Here is a 15,024-nt window from a genome sequence, read left to right as displayed (position 1 = left end):
CCTCGGCGGCTCGCAGGTCACGGGTCGCCACAGCGAAGAGGCCCGGCGCGGGTCAGGTGATACGGATCAGGGCAACTGGAAGGCGACGAGCCCGACGAGGTTCGACTCGGAGTCGCGGATGAACGCCTGCCACTCGTCGTGCCCGGCTGGTCCGAGAGTGTCGTCGTCGTGATGGAAGATCACGTGCGGCGGGGTCACGACCTCGACGTCGCCGGGCAGGCGCTCCAGCGCCTCGTGGACGTTCTCGACGTGGAGATAGAGGAGGGATGTCGGCGCCCCGCGGTCCAGGAGCAGCCGCACACCTCCCAGGTCGAAGAACAGCAGCCCGGGCGGATCGAAGCGAGCCCTCGGCTCGGCGTCGAGCAGCCGTCCGTAGAACGCCGCGGCACGGTCGAGGTCCTCGGCGCGCTGCGCCACCTGAACGAGTCTCACACGCCGATCATCCCACCGCCCCGGGCGGGACGCGGCGGTCTATCCTGTGGCTGAGCGGAGGAATCCCGAGGCCGGCCGTCTGCGCTGGCCCCTCTCGCGAATGGAGTCGCCATGGTCCCGCGCGTCGCGCTCTCGAACGGGATGCTCATCCCCCAGATCGGCCTCGGTGTCTACCTCGTCACCGATGTGGAGGTATGCGAGGCGAGTGTCATGACGGCGCTGAAGGACGGCTACCGGCTCATCGACACGGCCATCCTCTACCGGAACGAGCGGGCCGTCGGCCGCGGGATCCGAGCCTCGGAGGTGCCGCGCGACGACATCCTCCTGACGACGAAGATCTGGCCCTCCGACTACGGCTACGACAAAACCCGCGCCGCCGTCGCAGGCTCGCTCGAGCGGCTCGACTGCGGTCCGATCGACCTGCTGCTGCTCCACCAGTCCGTCGGCGACATCCTCGGGGCGTGGAGGGCGCTCGAGAAGGAGGTCGAGGAGGGGACGGTCCGCGCCATCGGCGTCAGCAACTTCCGGGTGGAGGACCTCGAGAAGCTGCTGCCCGCCGCGAACATCCCGCCCGTGGTCGACCAGGTCGAACTGCACCCGCACTGGCAGCAGCCCGAGCTCCTCCCCTACCTCTCGACGCACGGCATCGTGCCCGAGGCCTGGTACCCGCTCGGCCACGGGTCCCCGAAGCTCCTCGCCGAGCCGGCCATCACGAACGCTGCCGCGGCGCACCGCAAGTCACCGGTGCAGGTCATCCTGCGCTGGCACGTGCAGCGGGGCATCGTCGCGATCCCGAAGTCGACGAATCCTGCGCACATCGCGTCGAACCTCGAGGTCTTCGACTTCACGCTGACGGATACCGAGATGGCCGGAATCGACGCGTTGGGGCGTGACCGACCGATGTTCCGGGTGCCGCGCTGGATGCTCGCCGGGTCGGCGAAGATGATGCGGGTGCGGCCTCTGCCGTGAGCCTAGGCGACCCCGTCGCGAACGTGATGGTCGCCGAGCGCACGACGGCCCGGCCCCCGAAGGGAACCGGGCCGCTGCGAGCCGATCAGCCGTGGCAGGTGCCCGAGGCGGAGTCCGTGTAGGCGAGCGACGACGCGGGCTGCCCCGCGCCCGCCAGCGCCGGGGAGTACGAGGACTCGTAGCCGTGCGGGGTGAGCGTGAGCTTCATGACGCCGTAGCCCTGGTCGTAGCCGGTGACGACGTTCGGGTTCGCGAAGGTGCCGTCCGCGTTCCTGGCCAGGCTGTCGAGGGCCTCGCCGCCCGTGCCGACGACGATCTCCGGGATGCCCCTCGTGGTGTCGACGGCGCCCGTCGGATCCATCGGCTGGAAGCGCGAGTAGGCGTGCTCGTGGCCGTTGAGGACGAGCGTCGCGCGGTCGGCGTACAGCAGCTTCCACCAGGCGTCGGTCACGCCGCCCTCCTGGCCGCCCGCACCGGGCGCGGAGGCTGGCACCGTCGCGGTCGACGCGGTGGTGGCGCTGAAGGTCGGCTGGTGCCAGTACGCGAGCGTGCACTGATGCCGGTCGTTCTTCAGGTCGTCGGCGAGCCACGCCGTCTCCTGCGCGAGCAGGCTGCTGCCGGTCGTCGAGCAGTCGTTGCCGAAGGCGACCGAGTTGCACTCCGCGTTCAGCGAGATGATGTGCCAGTTGCCGAGGTTGTACGAGTACCAGCCCTGGGTGTCCGCCGTGTCGTCCCCTGCCTGTCCGGAGGCGTTGGGAGTGCCGCTCTGGTCGTGGCCGTTGAAGTAGGCGAAATAGCCGGCGCCGTTCTGGCCGGCCTCGTTGTCGCCCTTCTTCGTGTACGGGTAGTACTCGTGGTTGCCCGGCGCCGGGCGCTCGAGGAACCTCAGCCCGCCCCACGCCTGCTCGAACGACGCCTCGAAGTCGCTCAGCTTGCCGACCTGGTACTGCTCGTCGCCCAGCAGCGCGATGGCGTCCGGCTTCATCGCGAGCGCCTGTTTCGCGGTCGCGAACTCGGCGTCGTAGCCGCCGAGGCTCGGGCTGCCGCACTTGAGGGCCGCAGGGTTGCTCGCGTTCTCGGCGTCGTTCGGCTCGCAGGCGATGTCGCCGACGGCGGCGAGTGTGTAGGTCTTGGCGTGGTCCGCCGTGAGCGCCTGGTCATAGGGCCAGCCGTGGTCGATGAGCGGCGCCGCGACGGCGGCGGCTCCGCCGAGGAAGGTCGCGGCGACGACTCCCGCGGCGATCAGGGTGAGTGTGCGGGTGCGAGAGCGCATGGAGGGTCCTTCTGGCGGGCGCGGACGGGGAGGCGAGGAAGACCGTACCGAGGCGCGGAGGCCCAGATGGTTAACCGAGGTCAACTTCCGGATGAACCCTGCGTGTCGACGCGGTTCCTCGCACGGAGCCGGCCGCGCGGAGCCCCGGGAGCGGACACTGGATGCATGCGAGGACGACGGATGCTGCGTGCCGCGGCGCTGTGCGCGGCCGTGCTCGCGCTCGCCGCGTGCAGCGCGAGCGGCGGTTCGACCCCGGCACCGACGCCTGATCCGCCCGGCCCGGCGAGGACGCCGAGCGGGTCGGCATCCCCCGCGCTGTGGGCGGGCTATCACGGCGACGCGACACGCACCGGCTCTGTCGCGGGCGCGGTCGCCGATCCAGCCCGAGATCTGTGGAGCACCGATCTCGGCGCTGCGGTGTACGGCCAGCCGGTCGTGACGGGCGGCACCGTGATCGTCGGGACCGAGTCCGACGAAGTGGTCGCCCTCGACAGCCGCACGGGGCGCCGCCTGTGGTCGTACCGACTCGGCAAGCCCATGACCGACATCGTCGGGCGCACCGGATGCGGCAACATCGACCCGCTCGGCATCACGTCGTCGCTCGCGATCGACGCCGCGCGCGGCGAGGTGTTCGCGGTCGGCGAGATCCTCGGCACGGGCGGCGCGGTGCACCATCGCCTGGTCGGGCTGGATGCCACCACCGGCAGGCAGCTCCTGAGCGAGGACGTCGATCCGCCCCTCCCTGCGGGCGAGAAGGCGGTGAACCTCCTGCAACGGGCTGGCCTCGCCATCGGCAACGGCCGCGTCTACATCGGCTACGGCGGCAACGTCGGGGACTGCGGCCACTACCACGGGTGGCTCGTCGGAGCGTCGGAGACCGCAGCCGGCGATCTCGTGAGCTTCGAGGTGGCGCGCGACGGCGAGGGCGGTGCGATCTGGCTGTCCGGCGGAGCCCCGGCGATCGGTGCGGACGGGAGCGTCTACGTCACCACCGGCAACGCGAACCCTTTTCCGCCGGGATGGGACGAGTTCGAGCACACCGAGAGCGTCGTGAAACTCTCCCCCGACCTGACCGTGCTGGCCGCCTTCAAGGATCCCGACGCCGGCGGCGACGAAGACCTCGCCACCGGCAACCCGGTGCTGCTGCCGGGCGATCTCGTCTTCGCGGTCGGGAAGACGGATGCCGGCTACCTTCTGCGGACGTCCGACCTCTCGCGCGCGGCCGTCGTCCGTGACGTATGCGGCAGCGACCCGGACGGCGGGCCCGCCTACGACCCCGCCACGCAGCGGCTGTTCGTGCCGTGCCGGGGTGGGGGCATCCAGGTCGTCGACGTCGCGCGGCGCAGACTCGGCCCGCGTCTCAACGGCGCGAACGGCGCGCCCATCGTCGTCGGCGCAACGGTGTGGGCGGCGTCGTACCCCGGCGGAGGCCTCACGGCCTTCTCGACGTCGTCGGGAGCGCAGACGCAGAAGGTCGGCACAGATCCGGTGCCGACCTTCGCGACGCCGTCCTACGCCGACGGCATGCTGTTCCTCGGAACGAAGACGGGCGTCTCAGCCTTCGGAGGCTGAGACGCCCGTCTCACTGGTGTGTGTGGCTTACGCGTCAGCGCCGGCGGTGACGACCTGGGTGCGCAGCGGCATGAGGGCGCCCGCGACCTGCTCGATCGTCTCCGGAGCGACGCCTGCCTCGGACAGCGCCTGCGCGGCGTATCCGATGACATTGTCGAAGTCCTCGTCGGTGATGCCGCGGCCGGCGTGCGCAGCATCCAGATCCAGACCCTTGTAGCCGTTCGGGCCGCCGGTCGCCGCGGCGAGGAAGAGCGCCATGTGGCGCTTCTGCTCGACGAGTCGGGTCGTGGCGAAGTACGGCGCGAGCGTCTCGTCGCCGATGATGAGCTCGTACAGCCGGTCCACCACGGTGGCGATGCCGGCTCCTTCGCCGAGCTGCTGGTAGAGCGTCGTCGCGTCAGTCAATCGTTACTCCGATCATTGGGGGGAGAGTGCGACACAAGCGTGCCACGAGTCGGGCCGTGGCGCCGCCCGCGAGGATCACTCGGGCGGGTTCACACCGAGGCGCCCGAGCTCACGCTCGATCGACTCGAGGAGCGAGTGGGCCTGCGCCGCCGCCATCCGCGTGAACTGGCGGGCGCGCACGACGTCCTCGGGGCTCGCCGGTCCCGCGGCCGCGAGATCGTCGGTGGCGAAGGCGGCAGCGGGCGACCGATCCGCCGACCATCCTGCGCCCTGCGGCGCGGCCGACGGCACCGGCGATGCGGCGGGCCGGCTCTGCGGTACCTCGACGGAGGGGGCGGATGCGGCGCGCGGTGCGCCGGCTTCCTTCTCGATGTTGTGCGCGGCCTGCTGGGCACGCTCGACGATCTCGCGGTACTGCTTGCGCGCAGTCTCGATGAGGTCCTTCGAGTACGCCTCGGCCTCGGCGACCGCATCGTCGGCGATGCGCTGAGCGCTGCTGAGGAGGAGGACGGCGCGGCTCGAGATCTCAGTGTCGTCCGCGGTCAGACCCGCGGTGAGATCGTTCTTCTCGCGCCACGCGAGCTCGAGCGCGTCCGCGGCGGCGGAGAGCAGCGCGCGCACCTCGTTGCGGTCATAGCCCTCGTGCTCGGTCGAGAACGCCACATTGCGCAGCTGTTCCGGGGAGATGGAAACGGATTGAGTCCCTGACATGTCCTACCGCCTCTATTGGATGCCCAGCCCGACGCCCGGCTGGATGACTTCGTGGGGGCCTGCCTGGCTGCCCGCGTGGATGCTCTGTTGAGTGAAAGGGTCTTCGTACTTCTCGCTGCGGATGCGCTCGGCATCCATCCCCGCGGCCACGAGGGCCGCAGTCGCGTGGTCGACCATGCGGGGCGAGCCGCAGACCATGACGACGTATCCGTCCCACGGGCCGTCGGCGGCGGCGATGTCGCCGATGAGGCCGCGCGGTCCGGGATACGACGGGTCGTCCGACACCGCCGACCGGGTCGTGAGCCAGGGGGCATCGGCGTACTGCGCGAGCTCCGGCTTCGCGTAGAAGCCCCACGGATGCCGCGCCCCCAAGTACAGGGCGACGCGCGGTCCGCGGCCGGTCGTGCGGTGCCGCTCGGCCACCTGGTCGACGATCGCCAGGAGCGGCGCGAGGCCGGTGCCTCCGGCGACGAGGAGCAGGTCGGGCCATTCCTGGTCGTGCGCGAGGGTCAGGAGCTCGCCGATGGGCGGGCCGAACCTCACGCGGTCGCCCGCCTTGAGGTCGCGGAGGATGGCGCCACTGACCTGGCCGCCCGGCACGAGCTGCACATGGAACGTGATGGTGCCGTCCGCGCGGGGCGCGTGGGTGGGCGAGAGGTAGCGCCACTGTCGTGGGCGGTGCGGGACCTCGACCGAGATCGACTGTCCCGGGAGGTAGCGATAGTCGTCGTCGGGCTGGACCGTGAAGGTGCCGACATCCATTCCGCGCCGCTCGGTCGCGATCACCTGGGCGCTCCACGTCGCGGGCTGGTCCTCGGCCTCCTCCGCCGCCGTGATCATCGTCGTCGCGATGAGCCCGTACGCCTCGGCCCAGTCGGCGGCCAGCTCCGGGGTCCAGTCATCGCCGAGGAAGTGCTTGAGCGTCACCAGCAGGGACGCGCCGACGGCCGGGTAGTGCCCGGCGATCGTGCCGAACTTGCGGTGATCGCGGCCGAGATCCTGGATGTAGCCGACGACGTCTCCGACGTTGTCGACGTTGCTCACCATCCGCCCGAGCGCCGTCACCAGCCGATCGCGCTGGGCAGCCATCGCGACCGGGAACATGTCGCGGACCTCGGGGTGCGCCAGGAACAGGTGGGCGTAGAAATACCCGGGGACCGCATCCCCGTGTGCCGCAACCTGAGCCCAGCTGCGCTTGAGCGCGTCTGCATCCACCTGTGTCGTGTCCAATCCATCGGCATTCGCCGATCCCGGCCGACGCTAACCCGCGCTGCGGCGATGCCACAAACCGAGACGGCGCCGGGCCGCCATCTCTCACCGACTTCTCACGAAGCAGCGACTGTCTATGGCCACGGTGGCATCACTCGGCGCTCAGCGCAAGGCGGCCTGACCTGCTCGTAGCAGAGGCTCAGCCCTGGAGACGGCCCGGAGTGCCGAAGGCGTGGCGGACGCGGATGCCGGCGGTCGCCTCCGAGGCGAGGAAGTCCAGGATGCGCCGCGCCGTGGCCGGGTCAACCGACGTCACCGCCACCGCCCCGGAGAACACCGTGTCGATCGCGCAGTCCGGGGGGAGGACACCGAGGATGCGGATGCCCGGCTGCCCGACGAGCTCGCTCAGCTGCTGGAAGCCGAGGTCGATCTCGCCGTCAGCGAGCAGCTGCGCGACGGGGACGCCAGGCCTGGCTTGCACGAGCCGGCCGTCGAGGCCGTCGGTCATGCCCCACTCGTCGATCATGCGCACGAGGGCCGTGCCGCTCGGTCCGGTCGAGTAGCCGATGCGGCCGGCATCCCCGAGCGCGTGCCGCACACCCTGCGCATCGGGAAACGCCGTGCCCGCCGGTGGCGAGCCGACCGAGTCTCGAGCGGGGACGGCCACGGCGACCTGCGAGACCAGGAGCGGAGTGAGGGATGCCGCATCCACGTGCCCCTCCGCAGCCAGCCGGCGCAGTGCGTCGTCCGCGAGGAAGACGAGGTCGAACGGCTCTCCGGCTGCGACGCGGGAGGCGGCATCCACTCCCCCGACCGATTCGATCTCGACCGGCGGAAAGCCCGCGTCCACGGCCGCCGACAACAGCGCGACGAGCACGTGCCGCGTCGCCATCGATGAGATCGCCCTCACGCGACGACTCCCCCGCGCGGAAGGGGCAGCGTCACGCCAGCTGCTCCTCGAGGGCGCCGAGCACCCGATAGCAGTCGATGACCTGGCGGATCGACGAGTTCGGCTCGCGGCCCTCACGGATGGCGGCCACGAACTCCCGATCCTGCAGCTCGATCCCGTTCATGCTCACCGCGACGTTCGAGACGTCGATCGGCTCGTCCCGGCCGTTGACGAGGTCGTCGTAGCGGGCGATGTAGGTCTCGGTGTCGCCGATGTAGCGGAAGAACGTGCCGAACGGGCCGTTGTTGTTGAACGACAGCGACAGCGTGCAGATCGCCCCGGTCTCGCTCTTGAGCTGGATCGACATGTCCATCGCGATGCCGAGCTCCGGATGGATCGGGCCCCGGATGGCGTTGGCCTGCACGATGCGGCCGGCCTGGTAGGCGAAGAGGTCGACCGTATGGGCGGCGTGATGCCACAGCAGGTGGTCGGTCCACGTGCGCGGCTCGCCCTTCGCGTTCGTGTTCGTGCGGCGGAAGAAGTACGTCTGCACGTCCATCTGCTGCACCGCGAACTCGCCCGCGGCGATCCGATTGTGCACGAACTGGTGCGAGGGGTTGAAGCGTCTCGTATGGCCGACCATCGCGACGCGGTCGGTCGCCTCGGCGACCGCGAGGGTCTGGAGGGCGCCGTCCAGCGAATCGGCCAGCGGGATCTCGACCTGCACGTGCTTGCCGGCCTCGAGCACGGCCTGGGTCTGCAGGGCGTGCTGCTGCGTGGGTGTCGCGAGGATGACGGCATCCACGTCGTCGCTGTCGAGCACCGCGTCGAGACCGATCGCGATGTTCGCCACGCCGTACCTCTCGGCGACGGCCCGCGTCGGCTCGGGGCGGGTGCCGCTGACGACGGTCACCTCCGCATCCGGGATGTTCGCGAGTCCGTCGAGGTGCTTCATGCCGAAGGCGCCGGCGGCGCCGACGACCGCGACGCGGACCTTGTCACCGCTCATGCGCTGACCTCCTTCTGCTCGCCGATGCTCTCCGACTGCTCCGGCCGGGGTGCTGTGGGGTTGGTCAGCACCAGGTGGCCGACCGCGGTGTTCGAGGCGGGCACGTGGTAGAAGCGGTGGTGCGTCTCGGGGCTCTCGCCGCCGAACTGGTCGTCCATCGCGCCGCGCGCGATGAGCCAGTCGACGAGCTCGATCCCCTCGGACCCGGCCTCGTCGACGTACTCCATGTGCGGCCACTCGGTCAGGCCCAGCGGGTCGGCGATGAGGTGGTCGAGGAACGCGTTGTCCCACTCCTCGTTGATGAGGCCTGCCCGCGGACCCTGCAGCTGGTGGCTCATGCCGCCTGTACCCCAGATCTGCACGTTCAGCGGCTCGCCGTCCCACTTGTCGAGGGCGCGGCGGATGGCCCTGCCCAGCTCGTAGCAGCGGCGTCCCGACGGCACCGGGTACTGCACCACGTTGACGGGCAGCGGGATGACCTTGCACGGCCACTCCTCGACATCGCCGAAGACCAGCGACAGGGGCACGGTCAGACCGTGGTCGACGACCATCTCGTTCACGAGGGTGAGGTCGAAGTCATCCTGGATCACCGACTGGGCGATGTGGGCGGCGAGCTCCGGGTAGCCCTTGACGTCGGGCACCGGACGGGGCCCGTAGCCCTCGTCGGCGACCGGGTAGTGCGCGCCGGTGCCCAGGACGAAGGTCGGGATGATGTTGGAGTCGAAGGCGGTGGCGTGGTCGTTGTAGACGAGGATGATGACATCCGGCGTGTTCTCCTTCGCCCACTTCCGCGTCCACTCGTAGCCCGAGAACACCTTCTTCCAGTACGGCTCCTCGGTCTTGCCGAGGTCCATCGCCGCACCGATCGCCGGCACGTGCGACGTGAACAGCGCGGAGGTGAAGCGGGCCGGAGCATCCGGCCGCATGACCTCGGCCTTCTCCGTCGACGGAGGCGCCCAGCCGTCGAGGTCCTTCAGGCGATTGCCTTCGGGGCGCCGACCGCCGCCGACCATCATGTCGCGGTAGGCGGCCTCGGACATGCCGGTCATGGAGCCGGCCATCTGCTGGAAGCTCAACCCGTGCGTGGCGCCGATCTTGGCCAGGAAGTAGATGTTCCCGCCCTCCTGGATGCACGTGTTCAGGTCCAGGTCGAGAACGGCCTGGCGCTGCACCGGGTTCAGCGGCCACTCGTCGAGGTACGCCTCGCGGTCCGCGAGATAGCGCTCCCGGTTCTCCGGCTTCATCAGCGACATGCAGAACTGGTTGAGGTGGTAGCCCTTGCGGGCCTGCTCGGCGTCGAAGATCGTCGTGCCGGGGATGTCCGTGTACGGCTTGTCGAGTGCCATCGTCATGCTCCTGCGGTGTGTGGTGAGTCCGCCCAGTAGAGGCGACGCGGATTGTCGACGAGCAGGCTGCGCTGCAGCTCGGGGGTCGTCGCGATCTGCGGGATGTAGTCGACCAGCAGCCCGTCGTCGGGCATGTGGTCCTTGAGGTTGGGGTGGGGCCAGTCGGTGCCCCACAGCACGCGGTCGGGGAACTCCTCGACCACGCGTCGGGCGAACGGCACCACGTCGGTGTACGCGTGCTGTTCGCCGTCGAGTGCGCGCGGACCGGTGACGCTGAGCCGCTCGGGGCACGACACCTTGGTCCACACGTTCGGGTTGTCGCGCAGGAACTGCAGGAACAGCGCGAACTCGGGCCCGTCCGGGTCCTTGGTCACGTCGGGCCGGCCCATGTGGTCCACCACGACGTCGGTCGGGATCGCCGAGAAGAAGTCGTACAGCTCGGGCAGGTCCTCGGCCTCGAAGTAGATCACCACGTGCCAGCCGAGCGGCGCGATCTTCGCGACGATCTCGTCGAGCGAGTCGGTCGGCACGCGATCGACGAGGCGTTTCACGAAGTTGAAGCGCACGCCGCGCACGCCCGCCGCGTGCAGCTCGGCGAGCTGCTCCGCTGTGACGTCGCGACGCACGGTCGCGACACCGCGAGCGCGGCCGTCGCTGCGGCGCAGGGCGTCGACGAGCGCGCGGTTGTCGGCGCCGTGGCACGTGGCCTGCACGATGACGTTGCGGTCGAAGCCGAGGTGATCGCGCAGGGCGAAGAGCTGCTCGGCCGACGCGTCGCAGGGCGTGTACTTGCGCTCCGGCGCGTACGGGAACTGCGCGCCCGGTCCGAAGACGTGGCAGTGCGCGTCGACCGCACCCGCGGGCAGCTTGAACGTCGGGGTGCGGGGTCCGTCGTACCAGTCCAGCCAGCCGGGGGATTTCACGAAGTCGCCGGTGGTCTCGCCGTGTGTCATCTCAGTCCTCCACATACTCGAGGCCCGCCCGAGCCAGCGGCTCACGCATGCCGTAGAGATCGAGCCCCAGGACGCCCTCGCGGAACTTCTGGCGCTTCGACTCCTCGTTGTCCTCGCGCTGCTGGGATGCGTCTGCCACCGCCCCCACGAGCTCCCGCGGCACGACGACGACTCCGTCGACATCCGCGACGACGACATCGCCCGGGTTCACCAGCGCGTTCGCGACGACCACGGGGATGTTCACGGAGCCGAGGGTCGCCTTCACGGTGCCCTTGGCGTTGATCGCCCGCGAGAAGACCGGGAAGTCCATCTTCTCCAGGTCGGCGACATCGCGGACACCGCCGTCGATCACGAGGCCGCGGCATCCCCGAGCCGTCAGCGAGGTCGCGAGCAGCTCGCCGAAGAAGCCGTCCTCGCTCTCGGTCGTGCACCCGGCGACGAGCACGTCGCCTTCCTGCACCTGCTCGGCGGCGACGTGGAACATCCAGTTGTCGCCCGGCTGCAGCAGCACAGTGACGGCCGGGCCGCACAGCTTCGCCCCGGTGTAGGCGGGACGGATGTAGGGGCGCAGAAGCCCCACGCGGCCCATCGCCTCGTGGATCGTGGCGACCCCGAACTGCGAGAGCCGGGCGACGTCGGCCGGATCGGGGCGCTCGATGTTCGTGCGGACGATGCCGAGGTTGTTCAGGCGCATTCCGGTCTTCTCCTCCGGGCCGATGATTCAGAGTCCGCGAGCGGTCAGGGCCCGGTCGACGCGCGGGTACACGCGCCGGGCGTTGGTCTCGTACACCTGGGCGCGCTCGGCATCCGTCAGATTCGGCGTGGCGTCGATGTAGCGCCTGGTGTCGTCGAAGTGGTGGCCGGTGCGCGGGTCGATGTCGCGCACGGCGCCGATCATCTCGCTCGCGAACAGGATGTTCTCCACTGGGACGACCGTCGTCAGGAGGTCGATGCCCGGCTGGTGGTAGACGCATGTGTCGAAGAACACGTTGCCGAGCAGGTGCTGCTCGAGCTCGGGCTTGCCGAGCGCCATCGCCAGTCCGCGGAATCGTCCCCAGTGGTAAGGCACCGCGCCGCCGCCGTGCGGGATGACGAGCGTGAGATCGGGGAAGTCGCGGAACAGGTCGCCCTGGATCAGCTGCATGACCGCGGTCGTGTCGGCGTTGAGGTAATGCGCGCCGGTGGTGTGGAACGCCGGGTTGCAGGACGTGCTGACGTGCACCATGGCCGGCACCTCGTACTCGACGAGGGCCTCGTAGATCGGATACCACGACCGGTCGGTGAGCGGCGGGGCGGTCCACTTGCCGCCGGAGGGGTCGGGGTTGAGGTTCACCGTGACGGCACCGAGCTCCTCGACCGCGCGGCGAAGCTCCGGCACGCTGGTCGCGGGGGCCGCGCCCGGCGACTGCGGCAGCATCGCGCCCATCAGGAACCGGTCGGGATACAGCTCGCTGACCCGCGCGCACAGATCGTTGCAGATGCGGGCCCAGGTCTCGCTGACCGAGAGGTCGCCGATGTGGTGCGCCATGAAGGATGCGCGGGGGCTGAAGACCGTGAGGTCGCTGCCGCGCTCGTCCATGAGCTTCAGCTGGTTCGCCTCGATCGTCTCGCGGATGTCGTCGTCGCTGATGCGCAGCGCGGACGGGTTCGGCGCATCCCCTGGTCCCTCCGCGAACGCGACCTGCAGGTCGCGCCACGCGCCGAGCTGCGGCGGGGCGGTCGTGTAGTGGCCGTGGATGTCGATGATCATCGGGAGTCCTGGTCGTCTTCGTCTCTGGGGCTCTGTCATGACGACCGTAGGACGGCGCGGAGCTATAGTCCAATAGATATACGGCGCACCATGTATAGAGGTGATCGATTGACACTCGCCGACCTGAACCAGTTGCGCACGTTCGTCGTGCTGTACGAGCTGCGCAGTCTCACGGCCACCGCGGAGCGCCTGCACGTGACCCAGCCGACCGTCAGCTACACGCTCGGGCGACTGCGCCAGCGCTTCGGCGATGATCTGTTCCGCCGGGAGGGGCACGCGATGGTGCCGACCGCCCGCGCGACCCAGCTGTTCGGCCCGCTGCACGAGGCGCTCACCCAGATCGACACGGTCGTCAGCGACCCCGACGCGTTCGATCCCGCGACCTTCCGCGGCGAGCTCGCGCTCGGACTCACCTCGATCGGCGAGCAGACTTTCCTTCCACCGATCATGGCCGCGCTCGCCCGCGAGTCGTCGCAGATCCACCTGAAGGTGGAGCGATTGGATGCCGACCAGGTGGAGGACCAGCTCGTGCGCGGGGTCATCGACCTCGCGATCACGGTGTCGCTCATGGGCACGCCGCGGCTGTGGCGCACGCGGGTGCGAAGCGTCGAGTACGTGGCGCTGTCGGCGCGTGTGCATCCGCTTCCCGCCACCGGGCCCGGGATGTTCGCGGGCCGCCGATTCGTGCGGGTCTCCGCGCGCGGGGGTCATGTGTTCCCCGTCGAGGCGCTCGTCGCGCACGGCCTGATGCGGCAGGTCGCGCTCACGGTCGAGGAGTACTCCACGGTTCCGGCCGTGCTGGAGACGACCGACCTCGTCGTGCTCCTCCCCCGGCATGTCGCCGAGGTGTTCTGCGGCTGGTTCGCCGGCCTCGAGATCGCCGAGCTGCCGTGGCCCGGAGACAGCAGCCCCGTCGCGCTCTACACGCGACGCGAGGTCAGCCTCTCGCCGGCGCAGCGGTGGTTCCGGTCGCTCGTGGTCGACGCGGTCTCGTCCGGCGAGTACGCCCCCGACGCCGACGACGTGGATTAGCTGTTCGGTCTGTTCCAGCTCGCCTTCGCCGGCGCGAAGGGACTGCGCACGTGGATCGACCACGACGAGTGCGGGTGGATCGAGAGGATCGCGCGCTCGTACCAGGCACGCGCCTCCGGTGAGAGCTTGGGAAGTACGGCGTCCTTGTCGACGTCGTCCTGCGGGCGCGGGCGCAGCGCCTTCCAGACAAGCTGCACCTCGGGAGCGCCGGTCGGGATGCCGCCGATGTCCAGCACGGCCCGATCCCACGGCAGCTGCAGCCGCGGGTCACGCCGGTACAGCCACGCCGTCGGGGTGCCGTCCTCGACGTTGAGCTGCAGCATCCACGTACCCTGCTCGTCATCGTGGATGCGCAGCGGTTGCAGATCGGCGTCCTCCGGCGCGGCATCCCACCGCACCACCTCGTCGTCGACCGTCGCCCACGTGCTGTACCGACGGGGCAGGCTGTCGAGCAGCACCCCGACGTCGGCAGAGGTGGTGCTCACATCCGTGTTCGGCCGCTCGCGGATCGTGCGTCCGAGCCAGTGGTCGAGCGCCGCGCCACCCGACAGCCACCAGCGCCCGGTCGTCCCACCCAGCAGTTCGGCGACGCGCTGTGGCGCCGGGACCATCCAGGTCGCGTCGGGGTCGGGGGTCTGCGAGGCCATGGACCGAGGCTACTCGGGGACCTGCATCCCCTCTCGGAGTCCACCGCTTCGGTCTTCGCGGCCGCAGCGACGGGAGATTCCGATGACCTACCGGGAATTGATCGCCGCCGCCGACGCTTTCACCACGCAGTGCGTGTCACGCGTCGACGGCCATGGCAAGAACGCCGTCAAGCGCCGGCGCACGGAGGCCGAGCTCGCCGACGCGTTTCGTGACGCGTCCGCGCTACGAGGCGCGTCGTACATGCGCGGCCAGCCGGCGTTCGGGCTGGTCGACGAACAGGAAGGATGGGGGATGCCCCAGAGCATCGGCACGGCAGAGGTGTCATTCGTGCAGGTCTCGCCCACGGACGAGCGTGCGGCGATCCTGCTCGCCGATCTGGAGCGCGAGTACGACGAGCGCTATCACGACCTGCTCGATGAGGGCGCCGAGGAGGAGATCAACCGGTATCCGGCCGAACGCTTCCTGCCGCCGGACGGCGCGTTCGTCCTCCTGCTGCTCGGCGGCGAGGTTGCGGCCGGTGGGGCGTTCATGCGCTACGACGAGGACACCGCCGAGTTCAAGCGCATCTGGACGCATCGTGATCACCGCCGTAGGGGCCTCAGCCGCGAGGTCCTGACCGAGCTCGAGGCCGAGGCCGCGCGACGCGGCTATTCGCGCGTGTTCCTGACCACGGGACCCCGCCAGCCCGAGGCGCAGGCCCTGTATGCGACGAGCGGATACACGGTGCTCGACGTCGTCGAGGTCGAGCCCGGGTTCCTCGTGCACCCGTTCGAGAAGGCGCTCACACCAACCCGGTGAACGTCGCGCGCGCCGCGGGCAAGATCGA

Annotated in this window: 16 protein-coding genes; 4 read left to right on the top strand and 12 right to left on the bottom strand. The window is 70.0% G+C overall.

Annotated features, from left to right (window positions below; genetic code table 11):
* Positions 1-66: 66 nt before the first annotated feature.
* On the bottom strand, positions 67-432 hold the full coding sequence (locus AC0NZN_RS16505) for a VOC family protein (protein WP_474593412.1): 366 nt from the start codon (positions 430-432) through the stop codon (positions 67-69).
* Between the two features lie 111 nt (positions 433-543).
* Here AC0NZN_RS16505 and AC0NZN_RS16500 point away from each other — a divergent pair, with 111 nt between their 5' ends.
* Positions 544-1,401: an aldo/keto reductase gene (locus AC0NZN_RS16500; protein WP_474593411.1), complete on the top strand. Its 858-nt coding sequence runs from the start codon at positions 544-546 to the stop codon at positions 1,399-1,401.
* Positions 1,402-1,486: 85 nt separating this feature from the next.
* Here the strand turns inward: AC0NZN_RS16500 and AC0NZN_RS16495 are convergent, their stop codons facing one another.
* On the bottom strand, positions 1,487-2,674 hold the full coding sequence (locus AC0NZN_RS16495) for a metallophosphoesterase family protein (RefSeq protein ID WP_474593410.1): 1,188 nt from the start codon (positions 2,672-2,674) through the stop codon (positions 1,487-1,489).
* 165 nt (positions 2,675-2,839) lie between these two features.
* Here AC0NZN_RS16495 and AC0NZN_RS16490 point away from each other — a divergent pair, with 165 nt between their 5' ends.
* Positions 2,840-4,246, top strand: coding sequence for an outer membrane protein assembly factor BamB family protein (locus AC0NZN_RS16490; RefSeq protein ID WP_474593409.1), 1,407 nt, complete (start codon positions 2,840-2,842; stop codon positions 4,244-4,246).
* 27 nt (positions 4,247-4,273) lie between these two features.
* Here the strand turns inward: AC0NZN_RS16490 and AC0NZN_RS16485 are convergent, their stop codons facing one another.
* The 9 genes from AC0NZN_RS16485 to AC0NZN_RS16445 all read right to left on the bottom strand — a co-directional run bounded on the left by AC0NZN_RS16485 (position 4,274) and on the right by AC0NZN_RS16445 (position 12,518).
* A complete protein-coding gene (locus AC0NZN_RS16485) occupies positions 4,274-4,651 on the bottom strand; it encodes a group I truncated hemoglobin (RefSeq protein WP_474593408.1) in 378 nt (125 codons plus the stop codon).
* A 75-nt stretch (positions 4,652-4,726) separates the two neighbouring features.
* A complete protein-coding gene (locus AC0NZN_RS16480; RefSeq protein ID WP_474593407.1) occupies positions 4,727-5,362 on the bottom strand; it encodes a DivIVA domain-containing protein in 636 nt (211 codons plus the stop codon).
* A 12-nt stretch (positions 5,363-5,374) separates the two neighbouring features.
* The gene (locus AC0NZN_RS16475; protein ID WP_474593406.1) at positions 5,375-6,592 is read right to left on the bottom strand and encodes a globin domain-containing protein; all 1,218 of its coding nucleotides are present in this window, start codon (positions 6,590-6,592) and stop codon (positions 5,375-5,377) included.
* Positions 6,593-6,770: 178 nt separating this feature from the next.
* Positions 6,771-7,481 (bottom strand): substrate-binding domain-containing protein, encoded by a 711-nt coding sequence (locus AC0NZN_RS16470; RefSeq protein ID WP_474593405.1) that lies wholly within the window; start codon positions 7,479-7,481, stop codon positions 6,771-6,773.
* Positions 7,482-7,512: 31 nt separating this feature from the next.
* Positions 7,513-8,469 carry a Gfo/Idh/MocA family oxidoreductase gene (locus AC0NZN_RS16465; protein WP_474593404.1) on the bottom strand — a complete coding sequence of 319 codons (957 nt, stop codon included), beginning with the start codon at positions 8,467-8,469 and terminating at the stop codon, positions 7,513-7,515.
* Positions 8,466-9,815, bottom strand: a complete 1,350-nt coding sequence (locus tag AC0NZN_RS16460; RefSeq protein ID WP_474593403.1) for a protocatechuate 4,5-dioxygenase subunit alpha/beta — start codon at positions 9,813-9,815, stop codon at positions 8,466-8,468. Before AC0NZN_RS16460 ends, AC0NZN_RS16465 begins: the two co-directional genes overlap by 4 nt.
* A 2-nt stretch (positions 9,816-9,817) precedes the next feature.
* Complete coding sequence (locus AC0NZN_RS16455; RefSeq protein ID WP_474593402.1) at positions 9,818-10,768, bottom strand: amidohydrolase family protein; 951 nt, start codon at positions 10,766-10,768, stop codon at positions 9,818-9,820.
* A 1-nt stretch (position 10,769) separates the two neighbouring features.
* Positions 10,770-11,462 (bottom strand): 4-carboxy-4-hydroxy-2-oxoadipate aldolase/oxaloacetate decarboxylase, encoded by a 693-nt coding sequence (gene ligK / locus AC0NZN_RS16450; protein WP_474593401.1) that lies wholly within the window; start codon positions 11,460-11,462, stop codon positions 10,770-10,772.
* A 27-nt stretch (positions 11,463-11,489) separates the two neighbouring features.
* Positions 11,490-12,518, bottom strand: coding sequence for an amidohydrolase family protein (locus AC0NZN_RS16445; RefSeq protein WP_474593400.1), 1,029 nt, complete (start codon positions 12,516-12,518; stop codon positions 11,490-11,492).
* 108 nt (positions 12,519-12,626) lie between these two features.
* Here AC0NZN_RS16445 and AC0NZN_RS16440 point away from each other — a divergent pair, with 108 nt between their 5' ends.
* The gene (locus AC0NZN_RS16440; protein ID WP_474593399.1) at positions 12,627-13,550 is read left to right on the top strand and encodes a LysR family transcriptional regulator; all 924 of its coding nucleotides are present in this window, start codon (positions 12,627-12,629) and stop codon (positions 13,548-13,550) included.
* Here the strand turns inward: AC0NZN_RS16440 and AC0NZN_RS16435 are convergent.
* Positions 13,547-14,197 (bottom strand): nucleotidyltransferase domain-containing protein, encoded by a 651-nt coding sequence (locus AC0NZN_RS16435; RefSeq protein WP_474593398.1) that lies wholly within the window; start codon positions 14,195-14,197, stop codon positions 13,547-13,549. The genes AC0NZN_RS16440 and AC0NZN_RS16435 overlap by 4 nt on opposite strands.
* Before the next feature lie 82 nt (positions 14,198-14,279).
* Here AC0NZN_RS16435 and AC0NZN_RS16430 point away from each other — a divergent pair, with 82 nt between their 5' ends.
* Positions 14,280-14,996 (top strand): GNAT family N-acetyltransferase, encoded by a 717-nt coding sequence (locus tag AC0NZN_RS16430; RefSeq protein WP_474593397.1) that lies wholly within the window; start codon positions 14,280-14,282, stop codon positions 14,994-14,996.
* Positions 14,997-15,024: the final 28 nt, after the last annotated feature.

The organism is Microbacterium sp. sgz311019 (assembly GCF_056135325.1).
Note: the sequence above shows the minus strand (reverse complement) of the source record. Positions and strands in the feature narration are given on the sequence as shown.